Origin of the sequence: Amycolatopsis thermalba (genome assembly GCF_023376025.1) — a bacterium.
GTDB classification, from domain to species: domain Bacteria; phylum Actinomycetota; class Actinomycetes; order Mycobacteriales; family Pseudonocardiaceae; genus Amycolatopsis_E; species Amycolatopsis_E thermalba.
Genome location: NZ_CP091196.1, coordinates 6193266 through 6214006, shown reverse-complemented (window position 1 = coordinate 6214006; position 20741 = coordinate 6193266). Strand labels below are relative to the sequence as shown.

22 protein-coding genes are annotated in these 20741 nt (G+C 73.0%); 10 read left to right on the top strand and 12 right to left on the bottom strand.

Features of this window, described 5'->3' with window-relative positions; all coding sequences use genetic code 11:
• Position 1: 1 nt before the first annotated feature.
• The 3 genes from L1857_RS30125 to L1857_RS30115 are packed head-to-tail and all read right to left on the bottom strand — an operon-like array spanning position 2 to position 2436.
• Positions 2 to 880, bottom strand: a complete 879-nt coding sequence (locus L1857_RS30125) for a branched-chain amino acid ABC transporter permease (RefSeq protein WP_094006252.1) — start codon at positions 878 to 880, stop codon at positions 2 to 4.
• Positions 881 to 1651: an ABC transporter ATP-binding protein gene (locus L1857_RS30120; RefSeq protein ID WP_094006291.1), complete on the bottom strand. Its 771-nt coding sequence runs from the start codon at positions 1649 to 1651 to the stop codon at positions 881 to 883.
• Positions 1648 to 2436, bottom strand: a complete 789-nt coding sequence (locus L1857_RS30115) for an ABC transporter ATP-binding protein (RefSeq protein WP_094006253.1) — start codon at positions 2434 to 2436, stop codon at positions 1648 to 1650. The genes L1857_RS30120 and L1857_RS30115 overlap by 4 nt, the downstream gene beginning before the upstream one ends.
• A gap of 158 nt (positions 2437 to 2594) precedes the next feature.
• Here L1857_RS30115 and L1857_RS30110 point away from each other — a divergent pair, with 158 nt between their 5' ends.
• Together L1857_RS30110 and L1857_RS30105 are read left to right on the top strand one after the other, a co-directional pair.
• Positions 2595 to 3782, top strand: a complete 1188-nt coding sequence (locus L1857_RS30110) for a GAF domain-containing sensor histidine kinase (protein ID WP_369806803.1) — start codon at positions 2595 to 2597, stop codon at positions 3780 to 3782.
• Positions 3779 to 4399 (top strand): response regulator, encoded by a 621-nt coding sequence (locus L1857_RS30105; RefSeq protein WP_094006255.1) that lies wholly within the window; start codon positions 3779 to 3781, stop codon positions 4397 to 4399. Before L1857_RS30110 ends, L1857_RS30105 begins: the two co-directional genes overlap by 4 nt.
• On the opposite strand, the gene L1857_RS30100 is transcribed toward L1857_RS30105, so the two are convergent.
• The gene (locus tag L1857_RS30100; protein ID WP_158224442.1) at positions 4400 to 5215 is read right to left on the bottom strand and encodes an AraC family transcriptional regulator; all 816 of its coding nucleotides are present in this window, start codon (positions 5213 to 5215) and stop codon (positions 4400 to 4402) included. It abuts the gene before it with no gap.
• A gap of 55 nt (positions 5216 to 5270) precedes the next feature.
• Between L1857_RS30100 and L1857_RS30095 the strand changes: the two genes are divergently transcribed.
• A complete protein-coding gene (locus L1857_RS30095) occupies positions 5271 to 6041 on the top strand; it encodes an alpha/beta fold hydrolase (RefSeq protein WP_158224443.1) in 771 nt (256 codons plus the stop codon).
• Here the strand turns inward: L1857_RS30095 and L1857_RS30090 are convergent.
• Together L1857_RS30090 and mtnA are read right to left on the bottom strand one after the other, a co-directional pair.
• Positions 5983 to 6930 (bottom strand): aminoglycoside phosphotransferase family protein, encoded by a 948-nt coding sequence (locus L1857_RS30090; protein ID WP_249466995.1) that lies wholly within the window; start codon positions 6928 to 6930, stop codon positions 5983 to 5985. The two genes, L1857_RS30095 and L1857_RS30090, sit on opposite strands and share 59 nt — an antisense overlap.
• Positions 6931 to 6987: 57 nt before the next feature.
• Complete coding sequence (gene mtnA / locus L1857_RS30085; RefSeq protein ID WP_198958261.1) at positions 6988 to 7962, bottom strand: S-methyl-5-thioribose-1-phosphate isomerase; 975 nt, start codon at positions 7960 to 7962, stop codon at positions 6988 to 6990.
• A gap of 63 nt (positions 7963 to 8025) precedes the next feature.
• Between mtnA and L1857_RS30080 the strand changes: the two genes are divergently transcribed.
• Together L1857_RS30080 and L1857_RS30075 are read left to right on the top strand one after the other, a co-directional pair.
• Positions 8026 to 9378, top strand: coding sequence for a TrpB-like pyridoxal phosphate-dependent enzyme (locus L1857_RS30080; RefSeq protein WP_116110659.1), 1353 nt, complete (start codon positions 8026 to 8028; stop codon positions 9376 to 9378).
• A complete protein-coding gene (locus L1857_RS30075) occupies positions 9375 to 10121 on the top strand; it encodes a tryptophan 2,3-dioxygenase (RefSeq protein WP_094006260.1) in 747 nt (248 codons plus the stop codon). The genes L1857_RS30080 and L1857_RS30075 overlap by 4 nt, the downstream gene beginning before the upstream one ends.
• Before the next feature lie 6 nt (positions 10122 to 10127).
• On the opposite strand, the gene L1857_RS30070 is transcribed toward L1857_RS30075, so the two are convergent.
• The gene (locus tag L1857_RS30070) at positions 10128 to 10844 is read right to left on the bottom strand and encodes an alpha/beta fold hydrolase (RefSeq protein WP_094006261.1); all 717 of its coding nucleotides are present in this window, start codon (positions 10842 to 10844) and stop codon (positions 10128 to 10130) included.
• Positions 10845 to 10998: 154 nt separating this feature from the next.
• Here L1857_RS30070 and L1857_RS30065 point away from each other — a divergent pair, with 154 nt between their 5' ends.
• Together L1857_RS30065 and L1857_RS30060 are read left to right on the top strand one after the other, a co-directional pair.
• A complete protein-coding gene (locus L1857_RS30065) occupies positions 10999 to 12072 on the top strand; it encodes a Glu/Leu/Phe/Val family dehydrogenase (RefSeq protein WP_249466992.1) in 1074 nt (357 codons plus the stop codon).
• Entirely contained in the window at positions 12069 to 12977 is a 909-nt protein-coding gene (locus L1857_RS30060) for a serine hydrolase (RefSeq protein WP_116110661.1), read from the top strand. The genes L1857_RS30065 and L1857_RS30060 overlap by 4 nt, the downstream gene beginning before the upstream one ends.
• On the opposite strand, the gene L1857_RS30055 is transcribed toward L1857_RS30060, so the two are convergent.
• A complete protein-coding gene (locus L1857_RS30055; RefSeq protein WP_249466989.1) occupies positions 12929 to 13885 on the bottom strand; it encodes a LysR family transcriptional regulator in 957 nt (318 codons plus the stop codon). The two genes, L1857_RS30060 and L1857_RS30055, sit on opposite strands and share 49 nt — an antisense overlap.
• An 83-nt stretch (positions 13886 to 13968) precedes the next feature.
• On the opposite strand from L1857_RS30055, the gene L1857_RS30050 reads away from it, so the two are divergent.
• Entirely contained in the window at positions 13969 to 14934 is a 966-nt protein-coding gene (locus L1857_RS30050) for an MBL fold metallo-hydrolase (protein ID WP_116110663.1), read from the top strand.
• Between the two features lie 45 nt (positions 14935 to 14979).
• On the opposite strand, the gene L1857_RS30045 is transcribed toward L1857_RS30050, so the two are convergent.
• Positions 14980 to 15168, bottom strand: a complete 189-nt coding sequence (locus tag L1857_RS30045; RefSeq protein WP_094006266.1) for a DUF5302 domain-containing protein — start codon at positions 15166 to 15168, stop codon at positions 14980 to 14982.
• A 129-nt stretch (positions 15169 to 15297) separates the two neighbouring features.
• Here L1857_RS30045 and L1857_RS30040 point away from each other — a divergent pair, with 129 nt between their 5' ends.
• A complete protein-coding gene (locus L1857_RS30040) occupies positions 15298 to 16020 on the top strand; it encodes a TetR/AcrR family transcriptional regulator (RefSeq protein WP_094006267.1) in 723 nt (240 codons plus the stop codon).
• A 415-nt stretch (positions 16021 to 16435) separates the two neighbouring features.
• Here L1857_RS30040 and L1857_RS30035 read toward each other — a convergent pair whose 3' ends face one another.
• Positions 16436 to 18220 carry a VanW family protein gene (locus tag L1857_RS30035; RefSeq protein ID WP_249466980.1) on the bottom strand — a complete coding sequence of 595 codons (1785 nt, stop codon included), beginning with the start codon at positions 18218 to 18220 and terminating at the stop codon, positions 16436 to 16438.
• Positions 18221 to 18316: 96 nt separating this feature from the next.
• Between L1857_RS30035 and L1857_RS30030 the strand changes: the two genes are divergently transcribed.
• Positions 18317 to 18817, top strand: a complete 501-nt coding sequence (locus L1857_RS30030) for a metallophosphoesterase family protein (protein ID WP_116110685.1) — start codon at positions 18317 to 18319, stop codon at positions 18815 to 18817.
• 22 nt (positions 18818 to 18839) lie between these two features.
• Here L1857_RS30030 and L1857_RS30025 read toward each other — a convergent pair whose 3' ends face one another.
• Both L1857_RS30025 and L1857_RS30020 read right to left on the bottom strand, forming a co-directional pair.
• Positions 18840 to 19505 (bottom strand): TetR/AcrR family transcriptional regulator, encoded by a 666-nt coding sequence (locus tag L1857_RS30025; protein WP_116110665.1) that lies wholly within the window; start codon positions 19503 to 19505, stop codon positions 18840 to 18842.
• 79 nt (positions 19506 to 19584) lie between these two features.
• Positions 19585 to 20739 carry a saccharopine dehydrogenase family protein gene (locus L1857_RS30020; protein ID WP_116110666.1) on the bottom strand — a complete coding sequence of 385 codons (1155 nt, stop codon included), beginning with the start codon at positions 20737 to 20739 and terminating at the stop codon, positions 19585 to 19587.
• Positions 20740 to 20741 lie beyond the last annotated feature (2 nt).

The window sequence follows — 20741 nt, the reverse complement described above, 5'->3', positions numbered from 1 at the left end:
CTCAGACACGGGTTATCTCCCTCGTTCCGAACAGCCCGGACGGCCGGACCACCAGCACCAGCAGCATCACCAGGAACACCGCGCTCTTGGAGAAGTCGAACGAGATGTACTCCGCGGACAGGGCCTCGACGAGCCCGACGACCAGCCCGCCGACGATCGCGCCCGCGGTCGAGTCGAGCCCGCCGAGGATCGCGGCGGGGAACGCGGCGAGCGCGATCGAGTGCGTGCCGCGGGACAGGCCCGCGCCGGAGAAGTCCTGGGTGGCCAGGAACAGCACGGCGACCCCGGCGAGCAGGCCGGCGACCAGCCACGCGGTCGTGGTCACCTGGCGGCTGCGGATGCCCATCAGCGCGGCCGCCTCCCGGTTCTCCGCCTGGGCGCGCATCGCGACACCCCAGTTGGAGAACTTGAACGCCAGGTAGAACGCGGTGATCAGCACCGCGGCCACCGCCATCGCCACCAGGTGCGTGCGGAACAGCGTGATGCCGGCGACCTGGATCGGTTTGGCGTCCCACGCCTCGCCGAGGAACGGCACGCCGACGCCGAGGCGCCGCACGATCTCCTCGGTCACGATCACGTCGATGCCGATGGTGAGCAGCGCCAGGCTGTTCGGATCGGCCAGCTTGGTGCGGGCCAGCAGCAGCCGCTCCACGACCAGGGCGAGCAGCCCGGCGCTGACGATCCCGACCAGCGACGCGCCGACCCAGCCCAGTGACTCGCGCGTGGCGACCACCAGGTAGCCGCCGAACAGCACCAGCGAGCCGTGCGCGAAGTTGATCACCTCGGTGGACTTGAAGATGATCACGAACCCCAGCGCGAGCAGCGCGTACACCGCGCCCTTGCCGAGGCCGTTCACCGCCAGTTGCAGGAACGTGTCCATCTACGCGGCCTCCGTTCCCAGGTAGGCCCGGATGACCTCCGGGTCGGACTGCACTTCGTGCGGCGGGCCGTCGGCGATGCGGCGGCCGAAGTCGAGCACGGTGACCCGGTCGGCGATGCCCATCACCAGGCCCATGTCGTGCTCGACCAGCAGGATCGAGATGCCCAGCTCGTCGCGCACGTCGTGGATCGTGGCCGCCAGGTCGGAGGTCTCCGCCGCGTTCATCCCGGCGGCGGGCTCGTCCAGCAGCAGCAGCACCGGTTCCACGGCGAGCGCGCGGGCGATGTCGACGCGCTTGACCTCGCCGTAGGGCAGCGCGGCCACCGGGGTGTGGAGCAGCCTGCCGATGCCGAGGAAGTCGCAGATCTCCTTGGCCCGCTCGGTGTGCTTGCGCTCGGCCCGCACGGTCCACGGCGCGCGCAGGGCGCACTCCAGGAACCCGCCGCGGGTGAGGGCGTGCCTGCCGAGCATCACGTTGTCCAGCACGGTCGAGCCGGGCGAGAGCGCCGCGTTCTGGAAGGCGCGGCCGATGCCGAGCTTCGCCATCTTGTGCGGGCGCATGCCGGTCAGCTCGGTGTCACCGAGCAGCACGCGGCCCTCGGTGGCGTGGTAGAGGCCGCTGATCACGTTGAAGCAGCTGGACTTCCCGGCGCCGTTGGGGCCGATGAGGGCGTGCAGCGAACCGGGCCGCACGGTGAAGGACACGTCGTCGAGGGCGGTCAGGCCGCCGAAGCGGAGCGTGAGGTGCTCGACGCGCAGTTCCGGGATCATCCGCCCCACCTCGACAGGGAGTGCTTGCGCGGGCCGGCCGCCTCCTGGACGGCGTGCGTCTCGGCGTGCCCGCCCAGGTACAGGCGCTGGACGTCCTCGCTGCGGGACAGCTCGTCGGACCCGCCGGCCAGCGCGACCCGGCCGACCTCGAGCACCACGGCGTGGTCGGCGACGTTGAGCGCCATCACCGCGTTCTGCTCGACCAGCACCACCGAGGTGCCCTGCGCGTGGATCTCCCGGATGATGCCGCTGATCTGCTCGACCACCTTGGGCGCGAGGCCGAGCGAGGGCTCGTCGAGCAGCAGCACGTGCGGTGCCGACATCAGCGCCCGGCCGATCGCGAGCATCTGCTGCTCGCCGCCGGAGAGCAGCCCGGCGCGCTGCCGGGCGCGCTCGGCCAGCACCGGGAACAGCTCGTGCACGCGTTTGCGGGCCTTGACCCGCTGCTCGGCCGAGGTCGAGATGCCGCCGGCGCGCAGGTTCTCGTCGACGGACATGCGGGTGAAGATCTGGCGGCCCTCCGGCACGCCGACCACGCCGAGCCGGACGATGGACGCCGGATCGAGCTTGTCGATCCGCGTCTCGCCGAGCCGGACCTCACCGCGCGTGACGACACCGCGGTGCAGTTTGAGCGTGCCGGAGATCGTCCGGAGCAGCGTGGACTTGCCTGCGCCGTTGCTGCCCAGGACGGCGAGGACCCCGTCGTCGGGAACCGCCAGGTCGACGCCGTGCAGCGCGGCGACCGAGCGGCCGTAGCGGACGTGCAGATCGCGGACGTTCAACACCGTGGGCGCACACCTCCTCCGATCGCGTGACGGGCGTCACTCTCGGTGGCGGCAATCCTTGATCGGCCCTCGCCGGTCCGACACCCCCACCTGGAGAGGTTTGCCGGACTTTTGCCCAACCGTGCCCTCTCCAGGAGGGGATGTCCGGAATGGATCGAATGTGCGATCGTGGGCGCGTGACCGCAGAGCAGCGCGTCGCCGCGGACCGTGCCGTCGAGCACAGCAACGTGCTCGACGAGCTGCTGCGCGAGCGCGAGGGTCTCCTCGGGACCCTCGACCGGGTGATAGCCCTGCAGGGCACGGCGCACCTGATCCGGGAGTCACTGGGCGTGCACGCCGCGTTCGTGGGCGAGCTGGAGCGGCCCGGCACCGCCGTCATCCGGTGGATGGCCGGGAACCGGACCGACGCGATCCAGAACCTCGTGGTGCCCACCGGTCAGGGCGTCGGCGGCCGGGTGCTGGCCTCCGGCAAACCGGTGCGGGTGTCGGACTACCTGAGCGCGCCGACGATCACGCACCAGTTCGACGCGCAGGTCGCGGGCGAGGGGCTCGCGGCGCTGCTGACCGTGCCGATCATCAGCCGGGTGCGGGGCAAGCCGGAGATACTCGCCATCGCCTACGCCGCGATGCGCGAGCCGGCCGACTTCGGCGACGACGCGGTGCGGCGGCTGGAGGGCATCGCCGACCAGGCCGCCTCCGCGCTCAAGCTGGCCAGCGTCGCCGAATCCGACCGCGCCGACGCCATTTCCGCCGAGCGGCGGCGGATGCAGAGCGCGCTGCACGATTCGGTCGGGGCGCTGCTGTTCTCGATCGGGGTGCAGGTGCGCAACCTGCACCAGGACGTGGCCGGGGACCCGGTGCTGGAGGGCCGGTTGTGCCGGCTGGAAGGCGATGTGTCGGCGGCTTCGCGGGCGCTGCGCGAGTCGCTGCTGTCGCTGTCGGAGTCCACTCCGGAACGGGCGCTGCCGGTGGAACTGGCCGAGCACTGCCGCTCGTTCGAGGCGCGCTGCGGGCTGCCGGCCCGGTTCGTGCAGCTGGCGCCGGTGCGGCCGCTGGACGCCGAGCGCACCGCACTGCTGGTGTGCGCGGTGCGGGAGGGGCTGCTCAACGTCGAGAAGCACGCGCACGCCTGCTCGGTGGTGGTCAGCCTCGGCCCGAGCGGGGGTGGGGTGCAGGTCGTGGTCGCCGACGACGGCACCGGCCAGGACGCCGAGGACGCGCCCGGCACCGGGATGGGGCTGCGCTCGCTGGCCGAGCGAGCCGCGCGGCTGGGCGGGCGGGTCAGCCTGGTGCGGGACGAGGACGGTGGCTGCACGCTGCGGGCGTGGGTGCCCGAAGTGCCATGACGGCGACGGTGCTGGTGGTCGACGACCACCCCGTGGTCCGCGACGGCGTCACCCTGCTGCTGCGGGCCGAGCCGTCGCTGAAGCTGATCGGCAGCGCGGAGTCCGGCCGGATCGCGCTGCTGCGGGTCGGCGAGCTGCGGCCCGACCTGATCCTGCTCGACCTGCGGCTGCCGGACATGCTCGCCCCGGAGGTGATCGCCGGGCTGCGCCAGGTGCACCCGGCCGGCCGCATCGTGGTGTTCACCGCGCACGGCGACCACCAGGGGCTGCTGGCCGCGCTGGACGCCGGCGCCCACGGGTGCCTGCTCAAGGACGTGGCCGGCACCGATCTGGTGTCGGCGCTGCGGCGGGTGCTGCGCGGGGAGCGGGTGGTGGATCCGCGGATCATGCCGGACCACTCGTCGCGGTCGGACGCGCTGGCGCGCAGCGGCCTGACGCGGCGGGAGTACGAGGTGCTGCGGCTGGCCGCGCAGGGGCAGACGAACCCGGAGATCGCGGAGACCACCGGGCTGACGCGGAACACGGTGAAGACGTACCTGCAGTCGGCGCTGCACAAGCTGGGGGCGCGCAACCGCGTGGAGGCGATCGGGAAGGCGTCCGAGGCCGGGCTGCTGTAGTCAGGTGGCGCGCGGGGTGGTGCCGGTCATCCGCCGGTAGAACTTGACGAAGTTCGTCGCCTCGGTGAAGCCGAGTTCGGCGGCCAGCGCGGCGACGGTGGTGTCGCTGGTGGCCAGCCGCCGCCGCGCTTCCAGGGCGATCCGCTCGTCGAGGAAGCGTTTCGCGCTGACGCCCCTGGCTCGCCGGACCGCCCGGTCGATGGTGCGCGCGCTCGCGTGGACCGTCTGCTGGTAGTCGCGGACGTGGTGCCGCCGCCGGTGCTCGGCCTCCACCGCGGCCGCGAACCGCTCGAAGACCGCCGTGGCCGGGCCGGGGGCGGCCGGTGCGGCGGCGACGAGCGGTCCGAGCGCCAGCCGGAGCGCGTCGGCGAGGTCGCGGGCCGGGGCGGGCGCGGCGAGCAGGAGTTCCAGGTGCCGCAACGCGGTCCGGGTGAGCGCGTCGCGCGCGTCGGCGGACCACTGGCTCGGCCGCAGCGCGTCATCGGCGAACGCGGCCACCGGCGTGCCGGGAGCGAGCGCCGAAGCGGTGAACAGCACCAGCACCCCGCTGAGGCGGGCGGCGTCGAGGACGCGGTGCACCTGTCCGGGGCGCAGCCAGAACACGCTGCCCTCGGTCAGCGGCTCGGCGTGGAAGTCGACGGCGTGCCGCCCGGTGCCGCCGGTGACCAGGCCGACGACGTGGAAGTCCGGGCGGACCGGTTGCCGGTGCACGGGCCCGCGCAGCACGCCGGTCTCCGGGAACCGCCGCAGCTCGACGGTTCCCCCGCGCGCGGGGGCGTAACCGACGCCGAGGACGGGCTGTCGTGTTTCGACCATGGCCGGTCCGCAAACCACCTGGTGGCCGGGGTGGCCGTGGGCTGGAATGGTCATCATGAACACGATAACCACCCGGGGGCAGCGCTTCGCGGTCACCGATTCGGGCCACGGTCCCGCCGTCCTCTTCCTGCACGGCAACCTCATGGACTCGACCATGTGGGATGACGTCGTCCTGCCCGGGTTCCGCTGCATCCGGTTCGACTTCCGGCTGCACGGCGCCACCGCGGACGACGGCCTGCCCTTCACCTACTGGGACGCCGCACGCGACGCGGTGGGCATCCTCGACGCGCTGGACGTGCCCGCCGCGCACCTGGTCGGGCATTCCCAGGGCGGCTTCACCGCGCTGCGGGCCGCGTTGCTGGCCCCGGAGCGCGTGACGAGCCTGAGCCTCATCGACAGCGCCGCGGACGCGTTTCCCGGCGCCGCCCTGGCGCAGATGGCGCGGATCCGGGACGGCTTCGCCGCCGGTGCAGTCACCGAAACCGGTTCGGCGGTGCTGGAACTGCTCCTGGGCTCGCGCGCCGCGGAAGCACACTGGCTGCCCCGCCTGCGACGGCAGCCGGCCGGCCGGTTGAGCCGCGCGGTCTCCGTGCTGATGGGCGCGGACAGCGCGGCGCACCGGCTCGCGGAGATCACCGCACCGGCACTCGTCGTGCACGGCGCCGCCGACCAGCCGATCCCGCCCGGGGCCGGCGCCGCACTCGCCGCCGCGCTGCCCGGTGCCAAACCGGTCGAGCTGCTCGACGGCGTCGCCCACACCCCGCCGGTCACGCACCCGGCCGAAACGGCTGCGCTCCTGCGTTCGTTCCTCGGCGAGCACGGCTGACCGGCCACCAGGTGTGAGCCAGCGCCGCCAGTGTCGGCTCCGCGGGCGCGGGCAGGTGCGCGAAGTAGGACTTCAGGTCGGAATAGCGGTGCAGCAACAGGTACGCGAGGCACCGCAGGGGGAAGCCGTCGTCCGGGGTCAGTCCGTACCCGGTCAGGAGGGCGCGCAGGTACTCGGGCGAGCCGCGGGTCACGAAGACGCCCACGGCCGCGAACTCGTACTCCGGCGCGCCCCGCATGGCGGGTTCGAAGTCGAACACCCCGGACAGCCGCCAGCCGTCGCCGTCGGGCACGGCCAGCACGTGCTCGGCCATCACCTCGGTGTGCAGCAGCACCGGCGGCGGCGAGCCGAGGTCCACCGAGTCCAGGAAGGACGGGATCTGCCGCGCCCACACCCCGGCCAGGCCGGGCTGCCGCGCCACCGCCGAGGCCGTCTGCTCGGTGACGAACCCGGCCCAGCTGGACGGCCCCAGATCCGGCACCTCCAGCCCGTGCAGCGCCGCCAGCGCCTCGCCGAGCGCGGGCGCCAGCCGGATCTGCTCGGCGACCGGCACCTCGCCGAGGGCCACGCCGGGCAGCCGGGACATCAGCACGTACCGCCAGCCGTCCAGCTCACCGGTGTCCAGCACGCGCGGGGTGGGGACCGGCAGCCGGCCGTCGACCGCCCGCAGCACCCGGCTCTCGGTCGTGAAGTCCGCGGGGTACACGGGCGGGTAGAGCTTGAGGACCAGCGCGTCACCGCACGCGTAGACCGGCAGCGACCCCGTCGCGAACCGGCTCACCTCGCCGCGGACCCCGAGCCGCCGGGCCAGCGCACCGGCCCCGGCGGCGAGATCCGCCGGCGTCAGCGCCTCGAACTGTGCCTCGGTCTCCGCCGCCGGTAGTCCCACACCCCGAAAATAGCCGTGCCGGCCAGCGATTTTCCGGTGCGCGGCGGCCACCGGAATTCAGGGCGCCAGCGGGCCCTTTTCGGTGACCACCGCGGTGATCAGCTCCGCCGGGGTCACGTCGAACGCCGGGTTGAACACCTTCGTCCCGGGCGGGGCCACCGGAGTGCCGGAAACGGTCGTGATCTCCTCCGCTGCCCGTTCCTCGATCACGATGGAATCGCCGGAGCGCAATTCCGGGTCCACAGTGGACGAGGGGGCCACCACCACGAACGGCAGCCCGTGCCGCGCGGCCGCCAGCGCCAGGCCGTAGGTGCCGATCTTGTTCGCCACATCGCCGTTGACCGCGATCCGGTCCGCGCCGACCACGACGCAGTCCACCATCCCGCGCGCCATCGCCGCGGCCGCCGCGGAATCCGGCAGCACCCGGTACGGCACGCCCGCCTCGGCGAGCTCCCACGCGGTCAGCCGCGCGCCCTGCAGCAGCGGGCGGGTCTCGTCGGCGAGCACGTACTCCAGGTGCCCGGCGGCGTGCAGGTGCCACACCACGCCGAGCGCGGTGCCCCAGCCGACGGTCGCCAGCCGCCCGGCGTTGCAGTGCGTGAGCAGGCGCAGCGGGCGGCGCGGGCACTTCTCCAGGATCAGCTCGGCGGCGCGCGCGGACGCCTCGTGGTTGAGCCGCTCGTCCTCGTCGAGCAGGGCGAGCGCTTCGGCGAGGACCGCCTCCGGGCCGTCGCCGAGCCGGGCCAGCGCCCGCGACACGCCCCAGCTCAGGTTGACCGCGGTCGGGCGGGCGCCGGCCAGCCGCTCCGCGTCGGCGCGGACCTCGGCCGGGTCGTCGTGGGCGAAGGCCGCCAGCGCCGTGCCCAGCGCTCCGGCGCCGCCGAGCGCGGGCGCGCCGCGCACGGCCAGCCGCTGGATCGCGCCGATCAGCTCGTCCACGGTGGTCAGCCGCAGTGTCCGGTACTCGCCCGGCAGGGCGACCTGGTCGATGATCTCGATCGCACCGTTCACCCAGTCGATGGTTCTGCGCACGTCTTCCATTGAACGCCATCGCGAGCCAAGCTGGGGAGCCGCCACGACGAAGGGGGCCCGCCGATGACCAGCCGGACGAAGTACCTGCTCGACGAGTCGGACCTGCCGACGACCTGGTACAACGTGATCCCCGACCTGCCGGAACCGCCGCCACCGCCGCTGCACCCGGGCACGCGGGAACCGGTCGGCCCGGACGACCTCGCGCCGCTGTTCCCGCAGGCGCTCATCGCCCAGGAGGTCACCCAAGATCGCTTTGTCGACATCCCCGGTGAGGTGCTGGACGTCTACCGGCTGTGGCGTCCCTCGCCGCTGTACCGGGCACGGCGCCTGGAGCGCGCCCTCGGCACGCCCGCGCGGATCTACTACAAGTACGAGGGCGTCAGCCCGGTCGGCTCGCACAAGCCGAACACCGCGGTGCCGCAGGCGTTCTACAACGCGGCGGAGGGCATCCGGCGGCTGACCACCGAGACCGGCGCCGGGCAGTGGGGCAGCGCGTTGGCCTTCGCGTCGGCGACGTTCGGGCTGGAGTGCGAGGTCTGGCAGGTGCGCGCCTCCTACGATCAGAAGCCCTACCGCAAGATCATGATGGAGACCTTCGGCGCGACGGTGCACCCGAGCCCGTCGAAGGAGACCGCGGCCGGGCGCGCCGTGCTGGAGAAGGCCCCGGACTCCACGGGCAGCCTGGGCATCGCGATCAGCGAGGCCGTCGAGCAGGCCGCCGCCGACCCGGACACCCGCTACGCGCTGGGCAGCGTGCTCAACCACGTGCTGCTGCACCAGACGGTGATCGGCGAGGAGGCGCTGCTGCAGTTCGCGCAGGCCGGGGACACGCCGGACGTGATCGTCGGCTGCACCGGCGGCGGCTCCAACTTCGGCGGGCTGGCGTTCCCGTTCCTGCGCGAGAAGCTCGCCGGGCGGATCGCGCCGGTGATCCGCGCGGTCGAACCGGCCGCGTGCCCGTCGCTGACCCGCGGCCGCTACGCCTACGACTTCGGTGACACCGCGGGCCTGACGCCGCTGCTGAAGATGCACACGCTGGGCCACGACTTCATCCCGGACCCGATCCACGCCGGTGGCCTGCGCTACCACGGGATGGCGCCGCTGCTGTCGCACATCTACGAGCTGGGCCTGATCGAGGCGCTCGCGGTGGGACAGCAGGAGTGCTTCGCCGCCGGGGTCCGGTTCGCGCGCACCGAGGGCATCATCCCCGCGCCCGAGCCGACGCACGCGCTGGCGGCGTGCGTCCAGGAAGCCCTGCGCTGCAAGGAGACCGGGGAGGAGAAGGCGATCCTGACCGCGCTGTGCGGGCACGCGCACCTCGACCTGCCCGCCTACGCCGCGTTCCTGGCCGGGCGGATGACCGACAACGAGCTGCCCGAATCGGTGCTCGCCGAGTCGCTGGCGGGGCTGCCGTGACGGACGAACACGCGTCCCTGACCTACACGTCCTACCTGGCGCTGGACGACCTGCTGGCCGCGCAGCACCCGCGGTCCGAGGAACACGATGAGCTGCTGTTCATCGTGGTCCACCAGGTGTACGAGCTGTGGTTCAAGCAGATGCTGCACGAGCTCGCGCACCTGCGGGTCAGGCTGGAAGCCGGGGACACCGCGCACGCGGTCCGCACGCTGCGGCGGGTGCTGACGATCCTCAAGGTCGTGGTCGCCCAGATCGACGTGCTGGAGACCATGACGCCCAGCCAGTTCACCAGCTTCCGCACCCGGCTGGACGCGGCCAGCGGGTTCCAGTCGGCGCAGTTCCGCGAGCTGGAGGCGGTGCTCGGCAGGCGCGACCCGAGGATGGTCGCGCACTACCCGGAGGGCAGCCCGGCGCGGGAGCGGATCGCCGCGGCGATGGCGCGGCCGTCGCTGTTCGACTCGTTCCTGATCTACCTGTCGGTGCACGGCTACGACGTCACCGGCGACCGCCGGAAGCTGCTGCTGGGGGTCTACACCGACGACGGCGGCCCGGCGTCGGTGGCCGAGCACCTGGTGGACCTGGACGAGGGCGTGCAGGAGTGGCGCTACCGGCACGTGAAGATGGTGGAACGCACGATCGGCGACAAGGCGGGCACCGGCGGCTCGTCCGGCGCGAAGTACCTGCGGGGCACGCTGTTCCAGCCGTTGTTCCCGGACCTGTGGGCGGTGCGCGCCGACCTGTAGCCGGGGTCAGCCCGCGCGCAGGCGGGCCAGCAGCGGGTCGAGCGCGGCCGGGTCCTCCACGTGTGCGTTGTGCCCCAGCCCGGGCAGGAGCACCGCGTCGCCGGGCAGGTGCGCGGCCGGGCACATCGGGTCGTGTTCGCCCGCCGCGAGGATCACCGGGGCCCGCGCCGCGGCCAGCAACCCGTCCAGGTCCGGCGCGCCCACGCCGAACGCGGCCTGGTCCAGCGCCAGCCGCCACCCCTCGGCCAGCCCGCTGTCCACGACCGGCGAGTCCACGGGCACCAGGCCGTGCAGGCCGGACACCTTCAGCCACCGCTCGGCCGCCTCGTCGCGGGAGCCGAACACCTTCGCCGGGCGCGTGGCCTGGTCGGCGGCCCGCGCCAGCTCCTCGTCGGTCCAGCGCACCTTCATGCCGAGTCCGCAAGCCCCGCTCACCCGCACCCCGAACCAACCGCTCGCCAGGGTGAGGGCCACCACCCCGCCGAGGGAGTGCCCGAGCACCGCGACCGGTGTCCCGGCCGGCACCGCCTCGGCCACCGCGGCCGCCAGCGCCCCGAACGAGTACCGGGGCAGCGGCTCCGACCGGCCGTGCCCCGGCAGGTCGGGCACGATCCAGCGGCCCGGCCACCGCTCCACCACGCCGTCCCACACCGCCCCGGTCGCGCCGAGGCCGTGCAGGGCGAGCAGGACCGGACCGTCCGAACCACCGGTGCGCACGTGCATCAGCCGATCTTCCCATGGCTTTTCGCCCGAAGAGCGCTAAGTTTCTCCTCAGGAGCCGACGGGAACGACCTTCCCGGGAGCTCCACCCACAACCGGAACCCCTCCGCGGCGCCACGAACGTCGCCGGGCGGGTCGCAGATGAGGAGTCACCACCGTGACGGATGGAGTGTTCGGCCGCGAAAGCGGTCACGAACAGGTCGTGTTCTGCCAGGACCAGGCGAGCGGCCTGAAGGCGATCATCGCCATCTACTCGACCGCGCTGGGCCCCGCGCTCGGCGGCACGCGCTTCTACCCCTACAGCCGCGAAAGCGACGCCCTCGACGACGTCCTCGCGCTGTCCAGGGGCATGGCCTACAAGAACGCCCTCGCCGGGCTCGACCTCGGCGGCGGCAAGGCCGTCATCATCGGCGACCCGTCGACCACCAAGACCGAGGCGCTGCTGCGTGCCTACGGCCGGTTCGTGCAGTCGCTCGGCGGGCGGTACTACACCGCCTGCGACGTGGGCACCTACGTCGCCGACATGGACGTCATCGCCCGCGAGACCCGTTTCGTGACCGGCCGCTCCCCCGACCACGGCGGCGCGGGCGACTCCTCGGTGCTGACCGCGTTCGGCGTGTTCCAGGGCATGCGGGCCGCCGCCGAGTTCCGGTGGGGCAGCGCGGACCTGGCCGGGCGGCACGTCGGTGTGTCCGGCGTCGGCAAGGTCGGGCACATCCTCGTCGGCCACCTGGTCGAGGCCGGCGCGCGGGTGTCGGTCACCGACGTCAACCCGGCGGCGATCGAGCGGGTGAAGTCCGCGTACCCGGCCGTCGAGGTCGTGGCGGACAACGCGACGCTGCTGCGGATGCCGCTGGACGTGTTCGCGCCGTGCGCGCTGGGCGGGGCGCTCAACGACACGACCGTGCCCGAGCTGGGCGCCGAGGTCGTGTGCGGCGCCGCGAACAACCAGATCGCCCATCCCGGGATCGAGAAGTCGCTGGAGGACCGTGGCGTGCTGTACGCGCCGGACTACCTGGTCAACGCGGGCGGCGTGATCCAGGTGAGCGACGAGCTGCACGGCTTCGACTTCGAGCGGGCCAAGCGCACGGCCGCCGGGATCTTCGAGACCACGAAGGCCGTGTTCGAGCTGGCCAAGGCCGAGGGCGTGCCGCCGGCCACGGCCGCCGACCGGCTGGCGGAGCGCCGCATGTCGGAGGTCGGCAGGCTGCGGTCCATCCTTACCGTGTGACACCGGGGAAGATCTTCGACGCGGCGGGCGTGCGCGGTTGGCTGCACGCCCGCTGCCTCGGTTGTACCGGCGAGTCCGGTCTCGGCCCCGACGAGCCGGTCGTGCTCGCCTCGGTGGTCAAGGTCCCGCTCGTCTTGGAGCTGGCCCGTCAGGTCGCCGCCGGGCAGCTGGACCCCGCCGACCGCCTCCGCGTCACCGCCGCCGACCGGCTCGGCGGCACCGGAACCGCGGGCTGCGCCGACGACGTCGAGCTGAGCCTGCGCGACGCGGCCTTCTTCGCGCTCTCGGTCAGCGACAACACCGCCGCCGACCTGCTCTTCGACCGCGTCGGCCTGGACAACGTGCGCTCCCTGCTCCGGGAGCTGGGCCTGGCCCGCACCCGCGTCATCGGCTCGCCCCGCGACGTCGTCGCCACGATGGCCGAGGACATCGGCGCCCGCGACGCCGCCGACTTCGCCCGCCGCTTCCCCGCCCTGCCCGTCGCGGAGGTGTTCGCCACCCGAGCCCTCGACCCGCTGCGGACCTCGGCGACCACCCCGCGCGACATGACCACCCTGCTGGCCGCCATCGCCGGTGACACGGCGGGCCCGCCCGAGGCGTGCCGCTGGGTCCGGCAGCTCATGGGACAGCAGGTCAACTGGCACCGCCTCACCGCCGCCTTCCCGCCCCAGGTCCGGGTGTGGGGCAAGACCGGCTCACTGCTCGCCGTGCGCAACGAGATCGGCGTCGCCGAGTACCCGGACGGCGCCCGCTACGCCGTCGCGGTGTTCACCAGGGCGCCGACGCTGGAGTCCCGCCTGCCGGACGTCGACCACGCCGTCGGCGCGGCCGCGCGAGCCGCCATCGAGGACATCGCTCACGACCGCCCGAACACCACGCTCCACGGCCGCTGCACCGGGTCCTGAACCGGCGCGAGCGTGGTCACGCCGTCGCGCGCCAGCACGTCCGCGACGACCTCCGCCAGCCGCGCCGCCTCCGGATGCGGGTTGACCGCGGGCCAGGCCACCGACATCCGCCACGACAGCGATCCGGCCACCAGCGGCCGCCACACCACCCGCGGCTCCTTGCGCGCCACCAGCCCCTGGTCGAACGCCACGCCGTGGCCGGACAGCACGAGCCCCAGCACGAACTCCGGGTTCCGCGCGTGCCGCACGTGCGACGGCCGGAACCCCTGCTCCCAGCAGGTCCGCAGCGTCGCGTCGTACAGGCCGGGCGCGGCGGCGCGCGGGAACAGCACCAGCCCGTGCCCGGCCAGGTCGCCCAGCGCCAGCTCCGACCGCGCCGCCAGCGGCGCATCCCGCGGCAGGACGACCCCCAGCGGCGTCTGCACCGCCGGGCCCAGTTCGAGCCCGGACACGTCCACCGGGTGCTGCAGCAGCCCGGCGTCCAGCTCGCGGTCCGCCAGCAGCCGCACCTGCTCGGTCGTCGTCAGCTCCTGCAGGTCCAGCCGCACGTCCGGGCACGCGCGGCCGAACGCGGTCAGCAGATCGGCCAGCACCCGCCCGGCCAGCTCCGGCGGCACCCCGACCCGCAGCGCGTCGATCTCGCCCCGGTGCGCCTTGCCGACCAGCGTGCGCATCCGCTCCCACCGCGCCAGCAGGTCGCGGGATTCGGCGAGCAGGATCTGCCCGGCCTCGGTCAGCTCCACCCGCCTGCTGTCGCGGTCGAACAGCCGCGCGCCGAGGTCGTCCTCGAGCCTGCGGATGCGCTGGCTCAGCGGCGGCTGGGCGATCCCGAGCCGGTCCGCGGCGCGGCCGAAGTGGAGTTCTTCGGCGACCACGACGAAGTAACGCAACGCGCGCAGGGGGTCCACGCTGCGACGATATCGGCCGGCGTATCGCGAGCGGGCCGGTCTGGTCTTGGACAGCCGTACCAGTTCCGTGCTGGGGTGGCGCCATGACTGATCGACTGAGCAGGCGCGGGGTGTTCGGGGTGGGCCTGGGGGCCGCCGCCGTCCTCGCCGGCGCGGCGCCCGCGGCCGCCCGGGCCGCGACCGGTGGGGGACTCACGCTGCGCTGGTGGGGCAACAACAGCTGGGAGATCCGGATGCCCAGCGCCGACGGCACGGCCACGAAGACGGTCCTGATCGACCCGTGGCTGACCCGGTTCCGCACCGGGACCTACTCGCCGGAGGGGGCGGACCCGAAGACCCGGCTGACCGTGGACACGGGCCTCATCGACCGTTACGTGGACAGCGGCGAGCTGCGGGCCGACCACATCCTGGTGACGCACGGGCACTACGACCACCTGACCGATGTCCCTTACCTGGCGCGGAAAACCGGCGCCACCGTGTACGGGACCGAGACGCACCTGAACCTGATGGCCGCGCTGGGGGCGCCGGAGGACCAGCTGGCGGTGGCGAGCGGTGGCGAGTTCCTCACCTTCGACGGGTACACGATCCGCATCCTGCGCTCGCTGCATTCGGCGTCCGGCGCACGCGCCGCGGTGCCGTTTCCGGGGACGCGGCCGGGTTTCGGGCTCGGACACCTGCCCAAGCCGAAATATATTCAGGATCTGGTCGAGGGTGGCACGCTCGCGTACCACGTGACCTCGGCGTGGGGCGGCAGCGTGATCGACTTCGGCGGCTCGAACTACGTCGAGTCGGAACTGGAGGGTTTACGTCCGGATGTCGTGCTGCTGCCCGCCGGTGGCGGCAAGATCGCCGACTACGTGGGCCGTTTGCTGCGCGTGCTCGGGCAGCCGCCGTACGTCGTCCCGACGCACTGGGACGACTTCGACCACCCGCTGACCGAACCGGCCCGCGACTGGGGCGGCCTGGCGGCGCTGCGGTCGGCGGTGGCCGCGGCGTCCCCGGCGTCGCGGTTCGTCGTGGTCGACCACCTGGAGACCTTCACGCCCTGACCGGGTGACGGCGTGGGTGCCGCGGCGGGCACCCACGCCGTCCGCTCAGCCGCTCTTGCGCCGGAAGGTGCGCTTGCTGGCCGCGGGGCCGTGACCGTGCACGTGGCCGCCCTTGCCGCCGCCGCCGTCGTGGCGGCCGGAGGACTGGGCGTTGGCCTGCTTGCGTTCGAGAGCCTCGCGGAACCTGCGCTTGACGTCGTCTTCGGATTCGCCCGGTGAACTGTTCTCGGACATGCGACCTCCTGGATGTCACGCGCTTGCCCGTCCAGCCTCCCAGGACCGGTTCCCCTTGGCGAGCCGTTTTCATCACGATTGGCGGCGGTGTTGACTGGCGCGCCAACACGGGGGAGCTAGGGTTACGCCATGGCGAAGTCTGCTCCCGTGCCCGGCCGCCCGCGTTCCCGTGACGCGGCGGGGCTTCCCGCGGTCACCCCGGATCGCATCATCGACGCGGCGCTCGAGCTGACCGCGAGGCACGGGGTCGAGTCGTGGACGCTGCGCCAGCTCGCCGGCGCGGTGGACGCCTATCCGGCGGTGATCTACCACCACGTGGGTGACCGGGACACGGTGGTGACCGCGGTCGTCGACCGCGTCATCGCGATGTACGAGCTCCCGCCGGCCGAGCTGGAGTGGCGGCCCTGGTGGCGGCAGTTCCTCACCAACCTGCGGGTGGTGTTCATGCGCTACCCGGGCGTGGCGCGCCGGGTGGCGCTCAACGGCCCGTCGGTCAAGGCCGGTGGGCCCACTGTGGACCGTGCGATGAGGACACTCCTGCGCGCCGGGTTCGAGCAGGACGAGGCCGCCATGGTGTGCCGGCTGCTGGTCAGCCAGGCCTGCCTGTTCATCTCGCTGGAGGACGACCAGCGCAAGGCCGACGAGGCGAAGGCGCAGATCTCCGGTGGGTGGGGCGCGCCGCCGCCGGACCCGAACCTGTCCGGGCTGGCCACCCTCGCCGAGACGGTGCACGAGCGGCTGCACGACCCGGAGAAGAACCGCGACTACTTCGCCGAGCTGTTCGACTACGCGGTCGACCGCGTACTGGACGGCGTGCAGGTGCGGCTCGAGGAGATCAAGCGCGCGTCCTGACTTAGCGAAAAGGGGCCGCACCGGGAGTCGGTGCGGCCCTTTTTGTGGGACCGCATCGGCGCGAGGACGCAATTTCCTAGATAAGCCTCCTCGGCCCGCAGCGGCTCATTCGCACGGCAGCGGCCGCCGCGCAGGCGCACAACTGTTCCCCGGGAGCGGAACCGGAAACTCAGTCCGACTCCCGGGCCCGCACCGGGAGCCGGTGCGGCCCCTTCTTGTTGGACCGCACCGGGCGCGCTTTTCCTAGGTAAGCTACCTCGGCCGGCAGCGGCTCATCCGCCTGGCCGCAACCGCTGCGTGGCAGGACCCCAGGACCCCTCAGCCTCCGCGCAGGCACACAACTGCTCCCGGAAGATCGGAACCGGAAACCCAGTCCCGGGCCGCACCGGGAGACGGTGCGGCCCTTTCGCGCCCGTCAGGGGCAGACGATCTTCGGTTGCGGGTTGTAGTGCACCGTGCGGGTCTCGCGCTTCACCTCGCGGCCGGTCTTCGCGTCGCGCAGCACCCGGGTGTCGCTCGTGGTGAAGCCCTGCGCGCCGTTGGAGGCGTGGCAGTTCTCCGCTGGGCCGGGCTTCTCCTGCGGCGGGACGAAGTTCGTCTTCGGCCCCGGGATCGACTCCACCGTGTACCGCTTCGTGCCCCACAACTTGACGGTGATCGACGAGGGCGTCCAGATGGTCTGGATGGCCACGCCGGTGTCGGAGTCGTTGGTGAACTTCAGATCGATGACGCTGGCGCCACCGGCGCTCTGGAACACCGTCGCCTCCCGTGCGGCGGGGTAGCGGCTGATGTAGTAGCTGTGCTCCTTGTGCCCGGCGTCCTTCAGCCCGGCGAAGTAGGCCGCGTTGTACAGCGTCGTGGCGAACTGCGAGATGCCGCCGCCGACCTCACGGGCCGGGGCGCCGTTCTCGATCACGCCGGCCTCGACGTACCCCTGGGCCTTGCCGCGCGGGCCGGTGAACCCGTTGAGGCTGAACGTCTCGCCCGGCTTGACGATCGCGCCGTTGACCTTCTGCGCCACGGTCCGGATGTTCACGCCCGAGTCGGCGGCGAACCCGCCGGTGGTGAACTCGCCGATGACCTCGGTGATGCCGAGCTGGTTGGCCTGCTCGGTGGTCACCTTCGCCGGGGTGGTGTGGTACTTGGCGACCAGCTCGTGCTTGCCCGGCGTCTTGAGCAGGTCGAACACCGGCTGCAGGGTCGGGTTCCAGTCGACGCCCTTGCCGTCCACCGACGGCTGCACCGTGGGACGGCCGCCCTCGAACACGATCTGGGCGTCCTTGCCCTCCTTCTCGGAGGGCTTGAGCTGCGGGCCGGCCGCCTCGATGAGCTTGTTGTGGTCGACCTTCGGCACCAGGGTGCCGGCGTCGCCGGGCTCGAACGACAGCGCGGCGGCCACGGCCTCCGGCGACAGGGTCGCGTCGGCGCCCTCGCCGCGGATGACCAGCGGCGTGGACACGGCGGGCTTGGCGAACCCCTCCAGCGTCGCCTGGACGGCCTCGGGGGAGACCTGCACCGGCGTGGTCGTCACCGGGAGGGTCAGCGTCTGACCGGTCGCCCAGTGCCGCAGCACCTCGTTCTTGGCGCCCGCGGCGTCCAGCTGCTGGCCGGGCTGCGGCGCCACCGCGACGGGCTGGGCCTCCTCGAACCGGATCGTGCCCTCGACGGGCAGCCGGTCGGTGCGGGCCCGCAGCTCCTCGATGGCCGCGGCCAGCTTGTCCTCGTCCGCGTGGGTCACCACGCCGACCTCGCGGTCGCTGAAGAACGACGCGATGCGGGTGAACGGGTTGAGCGGCTGGTCGCCGGCCTGGTCCAATGTGGACGGCCAGTCGAGGGTGAGGCCGGCGGTGCCCGGGTCGATCGCGGCGGTGGTGTCACCGGCGCGGACCGGGATGGTCGCGGTCAGCCGCGGCTCGATCTCGTCGCGCAGCCTGTCCTCGGCCGCGGTGCGCTTGAGCCCGCCGACTTCGACACCGGCGACGGTGACCCCGCGCGGCACGGTGCCCTGGCTGATCAGCAGGTCGACGGCGTACAGCGCGGCGAGCACGCCGAGCACCGATGCGGCGATGATCCCGGCGCGCCGGGCGGTCCGCTTCCGGCGCGGTGGCTCCTGCGTCACCTTCGGCAGCACGTCGGTGACCGGGGTCATGACCTCGGTCCGCTCGTCGTCGGTCGTGGGCCACGCGGGTTCCTGCGTCAAGGCTCACCCCTCCTGATCCGGACAACCCGGATGAAGGTTACGGGCGGGGGAATCGGTGCCCTGCTTCGGGTGGCCCAGCGTGATAGACCGGTGACCATGCGGCTCCTCATCATGTCCGACACGCACGTGCCCAAGCGGGCGCGTGATCTGCCGGAACAGCTGTGGCGGGAGGTGTCCCGGGCCGACGTGGTGGTGCACGCGGGGGACTGGGTGGAGGTCGCGCTGCTGGACGAGCTGGAGTCGCGCAGCCGGCGGCTGATCGGGGTGTACGGCAACAACGACGGGCCCGAGCTGCGCGCGCGGCTGCCGGAGGTGGCGCGGGCCGACCTGGCGGGCGTGCGCCTGGCCGTGGTGCACGAGACGGGCCCGGCGAAGGGCCGGGAGGCGCGGTGCGCGCGGGAGTACCCGGATGTGGACGTGCTGGTGTTCGGGCACAGCCACATCCCGTGGGACACCGTGGCGGAGTCCGGCCTGCGGCTGCTCAACCCCGGTTCGCCCACGGACCGGCGCCGCCAGCCGGAGCACACGTATCTGACGGCGCGGATCCACGCGGGGCGGTTGGACCAGGTGGAACTGCACGCGCTGCCGCCCCGCTGACCGCCGCCCGGCCGGACTGCGCTCAGTCCCGGTGCGCCGAGGAATCCGCGCCGCCCGTCGGCGTGTGGGTCGCCGTTCGTGCTTCCGGCACGGTCACCTCCGCCGGCTGGGCGAGCAGCCGCACCACCGACGTGAACGACTCGACCCCGATGGCCGGGTCCACCGAGCGCAGCAGGCCCAGCCCGAGCGTGATGCTGAACAGCGCGTACGCCGCCTGCCGGGCGTCCATCGGCAGCCGCACGCCCAGCCGTCGCGCGTTGGTGTTCAGCAACTCGGTCACCAGGTCGGCGATCTCGGCGTTGCTCTTCGCCAGCCGGGTCAGCAGGTCCGGGTCGCGGCGGCAGTTGAGCAGGTACTCCGCCTCCAGCCGGATCCACGCCTGGTCGCCCCCGGTCCCCGCGGCCCACACCGCGAAGGCCGCCAGCAGCTCCTCGAGGCTGTCCGTGCGGGACAGGGTCGCGTCCACCGACGCCGCCTTCTCCGCGCGCACCCCGTCCAGGACGGCCAGGCACAGCTCGTCCTTGTTGCGGAAGTTGGAGTAGACGGCGCCCTTGGAGAACCCGGCCTCCTCGGCCACCCGTTCCAGCGACGTCGCGGTGTAGCCGTCGCGGAGGAAGAGTTCGGTGGCGGTGACCAGGAGACGGCGGCGCGTGTGCGCCTGACTTTCCGCGCGCGTCAATCGAGCCATACGATCACTGTAAGGCCCGGCTTGAACTGTGTTTAAGCAGGTCGGGGTTCGTGTCGGCGCTATCCCCCGTCCGGGTGGTTCAGGACGGGAGGGTCCGGAACGTGAGCCCCGCGTTCTTCAGCCGCGTCAGCAGCGCGTCGCCCATCGCGGCGGCGGGGGAGAGCTGCCCGGCGCGGGCGGGCAGGTCGTCGTGCGCCAGGCACAGCGCGGACTCGGCGAGCATCTTCGCCGTCTCGTCGTAACCGGGGTCGCCGCCGGAGACCTCGGTGACCACGCGCCTGCCGCCGCCGTCGGCGGTGAACCGCACGCTGAACCAGGACTTCGCGCGCCGCTGCTCGCTGGGGCCCTCGCCGGGCTTGCGCAGGTTGCCCAGTGCCTTGCGGACCGGCGGGAGCTGCACGAGCGCGACCGCCGCGCCCAGCCCGGCGAGCCCGCCCGCCAGCACCGGCAGGTGCTTGACCGCCGCGTAGTGGCTGTAGGTGAAGTCCGGCCCGTACTCGGGCAGCTCGCGCGCCGAGCCGACGACGATCTGCGGGTCGATCGTCGGCAGCGGCACCAGCCAGTGGCCGGTCTCCCCGTCGCGGCGCGGGGTCCCGGTGACCGCGCGGACCCGGCGGTTTTCGGGGCGGTGCTGCAGCTTCCGGCGCTCCCGGGCGGCCTGGAGCATCGGCAGCAGCCGGGACGCGGCGCCGAGCGCGGAGGCGTAGGTGCCGCCGGAGAACGTGGCGCCGACGCGCACCTGGCCGCGCACGCGGATCGGCACGTCGTCCGGCAGCTGCTGGACGGTGTAGTAGACGCCCAGGTCGTGCGGGATCGAGTCGAAGCCGCACGCGTGCACGATGCGGGCGCCGGTCTCGGCGGCGCGGGCGTGGTGGCGGACGTACATCAGGTCGGTGAACTCGGGCTCGCCGCACAGGTCCACGTAGTCGGTGCCGGCCTCGGCGCACGCGGCCACCAGCGGCTCGCCGTACTGCACGTACGGGCCGACCGTGGTGATCACGACCTTCGCGGAGGAGGCCACCGCTTTCAGCGACGCGGGGTCGGTGACGTCGGCGTAGAGCAGCGGCAGCTGGGCGAACTTCGGCCCCAGCGCATCCCGCACACCTTCGAGCTTGGTGCGACTGCGGCCGGCGAGCGCCCAGCGACAGTCGTCGGGGGCGTGCCGGGCCAGGTACTCCGCGGTGAGCCGGCCGGTGAAGCCGGTCGCGCCGAACAGGACCACGTCGTAAGCCATGC